The 12,569-nt window shown below is 28.9% G+C and carries 10 protein-coding genes and 1 tRNA gene; 1 reads left to right on the forward strand and 10 read right to left on the reverse strand.

Features of this window, described 5'->3' with window-relative positions; all coding sequences use genetic code 11:
• Positions 1 to 161: 161 nt before the first annotated feature.
• From trmD to EZH24_RS01960, 6 genes are all read right to left on the reverse strand, one after another.
• Entirely contained in the window at positions 162 to 896 is a 735-nt protein-coding gene (gene trmD, locus EZH24_RS01935) for a tRNA (guanosine(37)-N1)-methyltransferase TrmD (RefSeq protein ID WP_137997455.1), read from the reverse strand.
• An 11-nt stretch (positions 897 to 907) separates the two neighbouring features.
• Entirely contained in the window at positions 908 to 2,200 is a 1,293-nt protein-coding gene (gene purB, locus EZH24_RS01940; protein WP_137997456.1) for an adenylosuccinate lyase, read from the reverse strand.
• A 545-nt stretch (positions 2,201 to 2,745) separates the two neighbouring features.
• A complete protein-coding gene (locus tag EZH24_RS01945) occupies positions 2,746 to 3,732 on the reverse strand; it encodes a vWA domain-containing protein (RefSeq protein ID WP_137997457.1) in 987 nt (328 codons plus the stop codon).
• Complete coding sequence (locus EZH24_RS01950; RefSeq protein ID WP_137997458.1) at positions 3,733 to 3,933, reverse strand: hypothetical protein; 201 nt, start codon at positions 3,931 to 3,933, stop codon at positions 3,733 to 3,735.
• Between the two features lie 41 nt (positions 3,934 to 3,974).
• A tRNA-Leu gene (locus EZH24_RS01955) sits at positions 3,975 to 4,059 on the reverse strand.
• 60 nt (positions 4,060 to 4,119) lie between these two features.
• Positions 4,120 to 4,860 carry a protein phosphatase 2C domain-containing protein gene (locus tag EZH24_RS01960; RefSeq protein ID WP_137997459.1) on the reverse strand — a complete coding sequence of 247 codons (741 nt, stop codon included), beginning with the start codon at positions 4,858 to 4,860 and terminating at the stop codon, positions 4,120 to 4,122.
• 128 nt (positions 4,861 to 4,988) lie between these two features.
• Between EZH24_RS01960 and EZH24_RS01965 the strand changes: the two genes are divergently transcribed.
• Entirely contained in the window at positions 4,989 to 5,381 is a 393-nt protein-coding gene (locus EZH24_RS01965) for a hypothetical protein (RefSeq protein ID WP_137997460.1), read from the forward strand.
• A gap of 106 nt (positions 5,382 to 5,487) precedes the next feature.
• On the opposite strand, the gene EZH24_RS01970 is transcribed toward EZH24_RS01965, so the two are convergent.
• From EZH24_RS01970 to EZH24_RS01985, 4 genes are all read right to left on the reverse strand, one after another.
• Positions 5,488 to 6,948, reverse strand: coding sequence for a sugar phosphate nucleotidyltransferase (locus EZH24_RS01970; RefSeq protein ID WP_137997461.1), 1,461 nt, complete (start codon positions 6,946 to 6,948; stop codon positions 5,488 to 5,490).
• Between the two features lie 58 nt (positions 6,949 to 7,006).
• The gene (locus EZH24_RS01975; protein WP_137997462.1) at positions 7,007 to 8,293 is read right to left on the reverse strand and encodes a CDP-glycerol glycerophosphotransferase family protein; all 1,287 of its coding nucleotides are present in this window, start codon (positions 8,291 to 8,293) and stop codon (positions 7,007 to 7,009) included.
• Positions 8,294 to 8,328: 35 nt separating this feature from the next.
• Entirely contained in the window at positions 8,329 to 11,142 is a 2,814-nt protein-coding gene (locus EZH24_RS01980; RefSeq protein WP_137997463.1) for a YidC/Oxa1 family membrane protein insertase, read from the reverse strand.
• 310 nt (positions 11,143 to 11,452) lie between these two features.
• Positions 11,453 to 12,433: an alpha-1,2-fucosyltransferase gene (locus EZH24_RS01985; RefSeq protein WP_137997464.1), complete on the reverse strand. Its 981-nt coding sequence runs from the start codon at positions 12,431 to 12,433 to the stop codon at positions 11,453 to 11,455.
• Between the last annotated feature and the right edge of the window lie 136 nt (positions 12,434 to 12,569).

A 12,569-nucleotide genomic window follows, 5' to 3' on the forward strand; every position in this document is an offset into this window, starting at 1 on the left:
TTTATAATTAGTAAGTAAACATAAACTTGAAAAAAGTTTAAATTGAAGCGCTCGGCTCGGCTCGGCTCGCGCTAATTTGTTTTATAATAGTTTTATTTAACTGTATCATAGGAGCAATTATACAATATTTATAATTTTTATCAATAGGTTGAATAAATTTTTTATAATCGTTTTTTATTTATAAGATAATCGAAAATAATATTCAAATCTTTTTTTGAGAGTTTAATGTCCGAAAACATGTCCGCTCTGTTTTTGAAAGTTTTAATCAAACTTGAGGCTCTTCTGTATTCTTCAATATTTTTATGATTGCCAGAAATTAAAACGCTCGGAACTTCCATATCGTCTATTTTTTCGGGGCGAGTGTATTGTTCGTATTCCAAAAGCCCGAAAGAATTTTTTTCAAAAGTGTCGCTATAAACGGATTCCTTATTATTCAAAATATCTTTATATCTTGAAATCGCGTCAATAAGCAAAAGCGCTGGAATTTCGCCTCCGCTTAAAACATAATCTCCAACGCTTAATACTTCGTTCGCAAATTTTTTTTCCACTCTATAATCGATTCCCTCGTAATGTCCGAGTATCATCGTTATATGTTCTTTTTTTGAAAGTTCTTTTATTTTTTTTTGTTTAAGAGTTTTGCCCGAAGGAGAGAAAATTATCGTATAACCTTTGTTATTGTTTTCAAAATATTTTTTAAATATATCGTAAGTCAAAATCATTCCCGGTCCGCCTCCATAAGGATAATCGTCACATCTTTTATAATTTCCTTCCCCAAAATCTCGCATATTGACTATATTCAAATTTATTTTTTTATTTTTTATCGCGTTGTTTATGATTCCGATTGAAATTGGACTTTCATAAAATGTTGGAAATAATGTTAGAATATCTATAAGCATATTTTTTATTTTTATATTCCAAATCTTTTCATTATCAAATCAATATTTCTTAAATAGTATTGATAATCAAAACAATCGTCAATTTCTTTATCCGACAAATATTTTTTTATATCTTCGTCTTTACGAATATTCTCTTTAAAATCTTCGTTATTAAGCCATCTCTTCATCGCGTTTCTTTGAACCCATAAATACGCGTCGTTTCTTGAAATTCCTTTACTTACGAGGCTAATCAAAATTCTCTGACTAAAAATTAATCCTCCCGTTTTTTCCAAATTGTTTTTCATGTTTTGAGGATAAATTAAAAGTTTGTCGACAATATCCGCAAATTTATTTAAGCAGTAATCGACTATAATTGTGGAATCGGGAAGAATGACTCTTTCAACCGAAGAATGACTTATATCTCTTTCATGCCAAAGCGTAATATTTTCCAAAGAAGCGAGAGCGTTTGCACGAACGAGTCTCGCCAAGCCAGAAATTCTTTCACAAGTAATCGGGTTTCTTTTATGAGGCATTGCAGAAGAGCCTTTTTGTTTTTCGCTAAAATATTCTTCGACTTCTCTTAAATCGGTTCTCTGCAAATTTCTAATTTCAGTCGCGAATTTTTCCAAAGAACTTGCCACGATAGATAAACTCGTCAAATATTCCGCATGTCTGTCTCTTTGAATTATTTGAGTAGAAATTCTATCCGCTTTGAGTCCTAATTTTTCGCAAACTAATTCTTCTATTTTTGGATTTATATTGCTATAAGTTCCAACCGCTCCCGACAATTTTCCAACCGATACAGTTTCTTTCGCACGCTCTATTCTTTTAATATTTCTTTCGTTTTCGTCAAACCATAAAATAAATTTGAGTCCAAAAGTCATTGGCTCGGCATGGATTCCATGAGTTCTTCCGATGCATAAAGTATATTTATGTTCTTTAGCTTTTTTTAATAAAATCTCCGAAAGTTTTTTCAAATCGTTTAATATTATTTCCGCCGATTTTTTCATCATAATAGCAAGCGCCGTATCTTTCACATCGCTCGAAGTAAGCCCTTTATGTATATACTGTCCGCCTTCTCCGACATTTTCCTGCACCGCCGTGACAAATGCAATTATATCATGGTTAGTTTCTTTTTCTATTTCGGCGATTCTTTCAACAGTAAACGAAGATTTTTCTTTTATATTTTTCAAAGCCTCTTTTGGAATCTCTCCCAATTCCGCCATCGCCTCGCAAGCTGCTATTTCAACTTCAAGCATAGTTTGAAATTCGTTTTGCAAACTCCAAAGTTCGCCCATTTCTTTTCTCGTGTATCTTTTAATCATAAGCAAATTATAATAGAATATTTTTATTTGTCAAAATATATTTTACTAAAATAAAAACCCCATGCATATCTGCATGAGGTTCGTAAAAATTATATTATATGAAAGGGATAGTTCCTCTGTAAAGAGAAAAACTTAATTGCATTTTAATTAAAAATTCATTATTGCCGTTGCCGGTAGGCACACAGAGTGAGGCATACAGCGTGTGCGAGCATTTTCAATGCTAAGCAATCCAAAATAATAAAATTTCTTTTTTGTGGATTACTTCGGGCGTTACCCTCGTAATGACAATTTTTATTATTTAATCTATTTATACTATAACAATTATTAAAAAATGTCGAGTAAAAATTATATAATTCTTTATAAAAATATCGGATTTTATATTGATAAGTTTAATTTTTGTAAAAATCTATTCAAATAAATACGGGATTTTGTAATTTAAACTAATTATTATTCCGTATAGTTAGGATATATTTTTTGCTTTCATTTTATCTCACAAATGAAATTGTTTTTTGTCCACTTTTTACAAATAAAAAATAGCAAGGGATTTAAGGAATTATCAAAAATCTCGTGCTTGAGAGAACTATACTCAAACATAAACATATTAAAGCGATTATTATAAAAGGTTTATACAATTCTTTATATTGAATCAAATCATCGTCCAATATCGGTTTTTTTTCTATTCTGTCTATCGTGTTATATACATTTTCAAGCGCCGCTCCCGTTTTTGCGTTAAAATACTTTCCGCCCGTTATAGTTGCGATATTTATTAAAGCTTTTTCATTTAAAGTGAAATCCGCTCGAACTCTCCTTCTGCCGTAATCGGGGTCGTTATATGTAACCCAAGCGCTGCTTCCCGCCGCATCTCCAATTCCTATCGTATAAATTTTTATTCCAAAATTTGAAGCTATCTCCGAAGCCAATCTCGGGTCAATCTCTCCCGAATTATTTTCTCCGTCCGTAAGAAGAATAATAATTTTTTCGTTATCGCTTTTAATATTTCGCAACATATCTACAGCGGTTGCAATTCCAAGTCCAATCGAAGTAGAGCCTTCTTCGTCAATTTCAATTCTTCTTATTTCGTTTTCCAAAGTCGTATAATCGAAAGTTGCGGGGAGTAAAACGGAAGCCCTTAAAGCGAAAGCGACTAAACTTATTTTATCGAAATTTCTTTTTTTTATAAAATCAATCATAGTTCTTTTTGAAGCCTCGAGTCGCGTGGGATTCATGTCTTCCGCCATCATCGAAGGGGAAACATCAACGACTAAAGAAATATATATTCCATCTCCATTTATGTCGGATAAATGTTCAACTTTTACGGGACGCGCCAAAGCCAATATTGACATAGAAAGCGCAATTATTATAAGAGCGAATGGAATATCTTTGACATAATAATTCGATTTCAAAACTTTCGACATACTCACTCGCGGATGTTTTACCGAATAAGAATGATTTTTTCTCGTTTTGATATATAAGAATATTATAATCGGAACGGCAAAAAGTATAAATAAAAATTGTGGATTTACAAATATCATTTAAGAATCCGCTTTATATAAAAATCCTATAACTAAAACTATAATTCCAATAAGTATTGTGAAAGGAGCTAAAAATCCCATAAAACCTTCGGGAGCGTCTCCAACCAAATATATAAAAAGAAAACTTACGGCAAATATAATAATTCCTATCGCAAGAATAATGGCGTTTTTTTTAGAAATTTTATCTTTATTGTTTATCATATTTTTTAATTTTACTTTATGTTTAATATTATTTTTTAATTTGCTCGGAGCCGGAATCGAACCGGCACGGTCGCAAGGACCAGCAGATTTTAAATCTGCTATGTCTACCAATTCCATCATCCGAGCCAATCAATTAAGAAATTATACTATACCATTATAAAAAAAGCAAATTTTATATAATGCGTTTTATTCAAACGGATTTATTAATCCCAAAGCGGTAATATTATCCCCATAATTTTCGGACAATTTTTTTAATTCGTTTATGGAGTTTTCGGCATTATTTAATTTCATTATATTAAAAACTCCTTCCTCTGCGGAAGAATATTTTTTTGATAAAAGTTCGCACATAGAATTTGTGGCGATAAAATAATCATGATTTTTATTTCTTCTCGCGCCTTCTATAGAAATATAATGTCCTCCGCCAGCGCATGCGCAATTTTCCAAAACATATCCGTTAATATGGTCTTTCGTTATTTGAATGGCTTTATCTTTATCTATAGCAAAAACTTTCGAGTCGCCCGCATGAAAAATAAAAACTCCAGCGAATTTATGATATAATATTCCCGCAATCGAAGCGCCCGACATAGCTTTATTTTTGTCGTCCGCAGATTCTCTTGCCGCATTAACTTCAAGTTTGATAAAATTATGCATTATCCAATTTATCGCTTCCTGTTCCCCGACTATTTCGATTAAATCTAAAAAATTTTCATTATAAGTTTCAACCGCTAATCTTGATGCGAAAGTGTCTCCCAAACCGTCCGCCACCAATCCTACCGCAGAACCTTCTATTGAATTAATAAAATGACTATAATTATTTTGTTCGTTTATTATGAGCGGATTTCCAGAAATCGCTTCGCTCACAAACAATATTGTGTCGGCATTTATTTTTGAATTTATGCCTTTATTCGTAAAACAAAAAATATTCATAAAAATTATTCCTTATAATATTAAAATTATTTAATATCAAATATTATAAATAATTAAAAAAATTTTATCAATAATAAATTTGCAATATATCGTTATATATGCTATTATTATTCATGGATGGTTGTGATATGATTAATTCGGTATTTGATATGCAAAATATGTATAAACTCACGGTAGAAGAGTTTGACAGCATTTATAAACTCAAATTCGGCGAATATCTTGGTTATGAAAGATTCGATATACTTATGGCGTTATCGGACACTTTAGTCAAGTTATTGAAATGTATTGAAATGTCCGACATAAGCAGAATGTATGATAAGAAAGATATTATAATCAGTTTTGCCAATAAAAGTTTATATCGTCAATCTATAAGATTAAAATGTATCGAGAGCGAAGGATTGGACTTCATAAAACATTACCAATATTTTGGAGTTATATTGAACGATGATTTAGTTTCGAGAGCGTTTGACGATTGGGCAGAATTGAAGAAGATAATCGAAAACACTGAAAAACAATTTTGAATAACATATTATAGAAGTATGCAAATGGATTACCGTATTATTTATAATTTTAAATATAGACTATAAATAATTTCTTTTATGAGATAAAACTATATTATAGCGAATTCTATTTTACTTTTAATATTTCTAAATTTTTCATTAATCCTTTTTTATGCGATTCTTCATATTCTATTGAATTATTAACTATTCCCCAATAAGTCCAAAGATAATTTACTAACAATTGCGATTTTCGAACCATTTTCTCATCAGCTCCTTTATATAGTTTGATAAACTCCAGACGCTGCTCATCGTTTACGTTAGACTCGCAGATAAAATTAGCCAAATCCCAATATTTAGAAGAAAATCCCGAATATTCAAAATCAATTAATTTCACATCCTTGCCATTATACATTATATTTCCATATAATAAATCTCTATGGCATAAAACCTGTTTATCTCTTTCTATTTCGTCAGCTATAGACAATATATATTTTCTTTGAGTTTCGGTAGTTATTTTTTTATTTGCAAGTTTTTCGTATTTGTCTATTTCCGAATGCATAGACATAGGTTTAAAACCTTTATTATTTTTTAATTTTACGCTATGCAATATCGTTAATGTTTTAATAAAAGAATTGAAAAATTTAGTGTTCAAATCTTCGTCCGTTATACTATGATAGCCTTTTAAATAATCGGTTATTTTTACATCCCAATCAAAAAATTCCGTTTTAGGACATATACTCGAAGGAATTACGGATGTTATTTTTCTTTCCGCAGGTCTATCGACAAAAGCTTCCGTTCCTAACCCCGGGATTCTTATAACTTTATCATGTCCCATAAATTTTATGCGATAATTATAATTGGTTAATCCCGCTAATCTTACGGCTCTATTATTATCGGAGCATTGTTTTGCTATATCGTCCGAAGTTAATAAGTTATGGTTTATTGCATCGTTAAAAGAATCTATTTCATAAATTAAACCTTTTACTTCCGTTATATAAAAATCCATCTTCTTAAAAGATTTTTGTATTATATATTCCCAATATACTTTATCGCTCAATTTCTTTAATTCTTGTTTTATTATTTTCAAATCCTTTTGAGCGATATATGCGATTCCCGTTTCGCATAATCCGCCCATGCTATTTTCATTTATGCCGATTAATTTGTTATTTTCGTCTATATAGTATTGCCAAGTAGGATGATTGGTTTTTTCTAAATGTTGCGCTATAAATTGAGAAACATTTTTTCTTATATATCTGATAAAATCGTTTTTTATATATAAATCTCCGTTCATTATTAATGTGTCGGTATCGAGATTATCAATTACGAGTTTTAATGAATTGGCGCTGTTGGTTGTTTCAAAATCTTTAGAAATTACTTTTTTAAATCCTAATTTCTTTTTATAAGGATTGAACATCTCGTTTTTATAACCCGTAACTACGGTAATATCTTTAATGCCTCCGTTTTTTAAACATTTTATCATATTTTCTAATATGGTTTTTCCGTTGATTTTCAATAAAGGTTTAGGTTTTAATAAAGTCATTGGAGAAAGTCTCGAACCTTTTCCCGCTGCAAGTATAACTGCTTTCATTATAAATCTCCTTTTATTTTATTATTTTGTTTTAAATAATAAAATAATTTTTTAATATTTAAGCCAAATCTTTTAACATTTTATTTAAAAATATTGCTCCTCTTTTTCCCGCTTCGCCTCTATACATATAGGCTTCTTCTTTAACTTTTAAAATATTTTCTTTTATCGTTTCGTTATTTATAGTTTCGCTCACTATATTTGCAATTTCCGAAAAATTATTCTCGTCTAAAGAAACGGAAATTTTGGGCAAAGTTTTTAAAGTCCAAGTTTCGTCTTTAAGTTCTATAGCGTCAGTTCCTCTTTTATCGAAAGTAAAACTCGGTATTATAGCGGGTTTTTCAAAAAGAAAAGCGTAATCGAATATGACTCCAGAAAAATCCGAAAGCATTACATCGGCTCTCGATAGAGATAATATATTGTCGACATCGAAATCCCATTCCAAATTTTTATTATATTTATATTTATCTTTTAATTTTTCAATCAATTCTTTTTCGACTATTAAAGATTGAGGATGAGGACGAACGATACAATAAAAATCGTTTTCAAGAATAGCGTCTATAAGTTTATCGCCAAACCTCGTAAGCAAACCGTTAATCCCCCAAGAAGGCGCTATTAAAACCGTCCTTTTATCGTTATTCTTTTTAAATTTGCTTTTAATTTCCGCAATTTCTTTTTTCTTTTCAAGTTCGTCCAAATAAGTGCTTCCTATAATATCGAGTTCTTTTATTTTGGTTTTTCTCAAATTTTCAAGCTCTCTAATATCGTCAATTTGATTTTTCCCGTTTAGCAAAACCGCATCGAAAAAATCTAAAGAATAAAGGCAATATAAAGCCGCTTCGCTTGGCGCATGCATTATATGAACATATTTCTTTACTCCTTTTGATTTTTTAAGTTGAAACACATCCAAATTCGGAGTTGTCATTAAACAAATATCGGTTTCTATAAAATTTAATTTCGCATAAGCTTTATTTCCCGTTCCTATAAATTCGCTGTGAAGCAAATCGTTTTTTATTTCAAAAATCGGGTCGTCTTCGCTCGAACTATAATAAATAATTGGAATTTCCAAATTAATCAGTTCTTCGATTATTGGCTTAAACACATTATAATATCTTTTATCTTCTCCATAAATTATTATTTTAGATTTCGTTTTAGAGTTTTTATCTTTTTTATTGGCGTTAGTAAGAGAAAAATTTTTTAATTTTATTATAAGCGCTTTCGACAAAAAGAATAGAGTTCCGATTATTCCAAATAACGCCGAAAAAAGCAAACTTCCCGTGCCAGGGTCAATATAACAGAATAAACTATTTTGAATTATTACGAGTAAAATTATAACGGATAAAATCATATCAATTCCTCAAAAATTTATTTTAATTTTATTTCTTATCTCAATTCAATCTCTTTCGTCTCTTTAGTCTTCCAATCGATTTGAAATTTCTTCCAATTATTTATATCAAAAATATTTTCTTTAACATGATAATAATAATCAAAATCTAATCTCGTTTTGAAATTTCCTTTCGGGTCGCTATGTTTAGTCAAAACGATATTAACGCCGTTGGTTTTATAATCGTTCGTAATAATATTTCCCGTGAAAGGGTTTTTAGCTTCGTTTAATAAATGCTTCGTAGCCAAAAACGGAATGTCGGCTATGGTCATAAAATCTCCGTTTTCAATTATATTTCCTTTGCTATTAAAATCTTTTACGAACATCATAGCGTTAAACACTTTGAATTCTACCATTCCTTTTTCGTTAAATATGGACGGATTAAAATAACCCGAATGGTCGGAAGTTATAATTATTTTTGTATTGTCGTAAATATCGTTTTCTTTTAAGAATTTGAAGAAATTTGAAAGTTCTCTAAAAGACGCTACGGTGGAATAATAACTTCTTGCGGAAAAATCGTTTTCAAAAAATTCCAAATCTTCTTCTGGAACATCTCTTATTTCAAGGCTCGGTTTATAATCGTAGTTATAATTAAAAGGTTCATGCGTGGTGTCGCTATGAATAAAATTAAAACAATTTCCGTCTTCGTTTATTTTAGTAAGGTTTGTTAATGCTTGCAATAAAGCGTATTCTTCTATTCCTTTTCCCACTATCGTTAAATTTTTATTTCCGTTTGGAATAAACCAATCGTTATGCGAATATAATTTATGTCTCAAAAATACGGGAAGCGCTCTAAATAAAGCGAATCTCATAGCTCGTCTTTTATTTTCTTCGAATATTTTTTCTTCGGTTATATTGTTTTCAGAATTATTAAGCAAAGTGTTTAATTCTTTTTCAATCATACTTTTTTCAATATTGTATGCTTTTATATTTGTGTGTTCTTTAAATATAGTCAAATCGGGCGTCCAAGAAAAATTTGCAAATGCTGGAGCGAAAGTCATTGTTTTATATCCGATATCCGAAAATAATTTTGGCATCATTATTAAAGATTCGTTATGATGTTCTTTTAAAATATATTCTTTATTCAAATCTACGGGAATTAAGTATTCGTATCCGCCGTATAAAGTTTGTATGCTTCCGAAAGTTTGAGGAGCGAGAGAAACCGTATTATAATAATATACGAAACCTTCCATTTCGGCTTTAATATCTGGAAATTCATCGAATACCAATTCTGCAAATTCGGGGCAGCCTCTGTCTAAAATTATTATAAAAATATTCGTCCCCGTCTTTGAAAAATTAAATACATCGTAATTATCGTTTTTATTTTGAATTTGACTATTTAGAGAATTTATTTCCGACAATATTTTTTGTTCTTTATTTATCTTTACAAAATCGAATACGGATATTGAAATCAAAGAAATTATTACGATTATAAATATATTGAATAAATAAATTTGCAAATTCTTTTTTATAATAAATAAAACTATAAATAAAACGACAAACATTAAAACTAAATTTAATATTATTTGTTTTGTCGTTGGAATTAGCAAATATTCCAATTCAAATTTGAAATTGCTCGCTATAAATCCGTAGTTCATTACCATTATAAAAGTGTTCGATAAAAATAATAAAGCCAATATGACGGATATTAAAGTAATTATATTTTTAAATTTGTCGGAGAAAAGAAAATATAAAAACATAGGATAAACGAAAAATAATCCGAAATATTTAAACATATTCGTCAATATTATTTCAAAAGGTTTTTCAAATTCCTGCCCCGAAGAAGCTATAAGAGAAGTCAATATAAATAAACCCGATAAAATCGTAATTGTCGTTATCGAAGAAATGAAGAGTCGCAATTTATATTTTATTTCCATAGATTTTAAGATTTTCTTTCTATATAGAATAAAAATTAAAATTACGATTGATAGAATTAACCAAATAAAAAATAAATCTTTATAGGTTTTTACATGAATAATCAAAACTTTTAATATTTCATGTTCGCTCGATTTGTTTATAAAATAATTTCTTAAATAAAAAAGAGTCGTCATTATAACTATAAATACGGAATATAAACCGTATAAAATTTTAGAGAATAAAATAAATTTTCTGTTTTTGAATATGGATTTTATTTTATTCAAATTAAGCAAAACTAAATTTTTGAAAAACGAAAAAGCGCAGTTGATAGTCCAATATAATAAAAGTATCGCTGGAGAATTATATAAAAATACTAAAAAGAATAAACTCATCAAAAATATTGGAATCGATTCTTTAAATGTTAATTTTTTGGAATAAACTATTGTCGAAAGCAGAGAGAAAAATGTCATTATAAAAGGCAGTAAATTTATAGTCAAATTTCCGATGCGAATCAATTTATCCGCTTCGCCCAAACTTTTTATCAAATAAAAACTTTCCGTATACGCTCCCGTCAAACTATGAAAGAAATTATAACCCGCCAAAAAGAAAGGGATTTGTATAAGAAGTCCCAAAGTTCCTCTGAAAGAGTAAATCGTTTTATAGCCGTTGATTCTTTGGCAAGCTCTTATAAGCAAATATCTTTGGTCGCCTTTATAAACCGATTTTATATTGTCTATCATGGGCTTCATTTTATTTTGAATTTCTCTTTCTTTTTTCTGCCATTCTTCCGCCTTATTGTATAAAGGCAAGGCTAAAATATTTATTATGACGCTTGTTATAAAAACGCTTTCGGCATAACTGCTTTGAGCGATTACTTTAAAATAATAAAATACGATTTCTATAATAAATTCTATAGGGTAAATTGTCGCATTGTATAATATATTGAAAAAGTTCATGATTTACTCCAAAAATCATAAACTTTCGTTCGGTTTATACTTACAAAGCGAAGTATAATGAAATATTTGAAAAATTTTAAAATGACAATAAACGCTATAATTATAGCGTGAGAAGTGAGAAGTGAGAAGTGAGAAGTGAGAATTTATTCACCGATAACATTTTTCGCCTCCACTAATCTAACTCAATTCATTTATTTAATTTTATCATTTTTCTAAAATAATGTCAAGTTTAAATTTAGAATTTTATCCTTGTTTAAATTAAAAAATAATAATCTAAATACTAAAAGAGTCATTGTATATGAAGATAATATTATTTATTCCTAATATATTTTTCATCTATATCGCTTGGATTAATAAGAATTTTATTTTTATATTTATTGAATATATGAGCTGTTCTGCAAAATCCGCCTTCGGATGCGATTTGATATTTGCAATTGCTTATTAAATAAAAATCAAAATAGCCTTTATCGTTATCGTTTATATCTACCGCCATATAATCGTATTTATCTTTTATTAAAGGAATTAATTTGCTTTTCACCCAATCCATGTCGTCCGAAAAGAAATATATTTTTAATTTTCCTTTGACTTTTTTATTTATTTTTTCAATCGCTTTTATAAAATATTCTTCATTCAAATTAAACCATCTATAATCCACTACAAGATAATCGTTTCTTCTAATATGACAAGCTAATGAATGTTTACAATTTTTAATATCCTCATAAATTCTTTTATTGTCGCTATCCAACTTTGGAAGAATATATTTATCTAAATCAAATACTTCATTAAAATCTAATTTTTTAGTATATGATTTCCAAAGTGAAAAAACATTCAAATAAAGAAATTTACTATTTTCAATTATATTACTTATATCGATACCATCATATTCATGTCCATCTATAAAAAATTTTTTTGCAATTTCTACTTCGTTCTTGTTAGCTAATTTAAAAGTAAAGTCATCAAATATATTTAAAAGCTCAAAATTTCTATTATATTTTCCAGTTTCGTCTTTTCCACTACGATTATACCATGAAATATCGTATAATACTTTTTTTCCATATAATTTTTCAATGGAATAGCCATATCTATAAAGATGAAGTTGGTCGACAAATCCTGCTGCAATTTCTACAACTATAAAACCTATACTATTATTTGCTACTTTTAATAATATATCATTTTGTTCTTTTATTTCTAAAATTGTATCGACTAATTCTCTAATGAAATCTCGAAGTTTCCTAAACGGTATCCACCAGACAATATCGTTCAAATATTTCTTTAATTTTTCGTTAGGCATAATATTTTACACCTCGCAAAAAATTAGAAATTGAAATGCACTTTTTGGAATAAATTGAAACTAATAAAAAATTTAAAATATTAGTATAGTATAGTATAGTATAGTATAGTATTTTGCATAAGGTTTCTACTAATTT

The sequence above is a fragment of the Brachyspira catarrhinii genome (genome assembly GCF_005518285.1).
Taxonomy (GTDB): domain Bacteria; phylum Spirochaetota; class Brachyspiria; order Brachyspirales; family Brachyspiraceae; genus Brachyspira; species Brachyspira catarrhinii.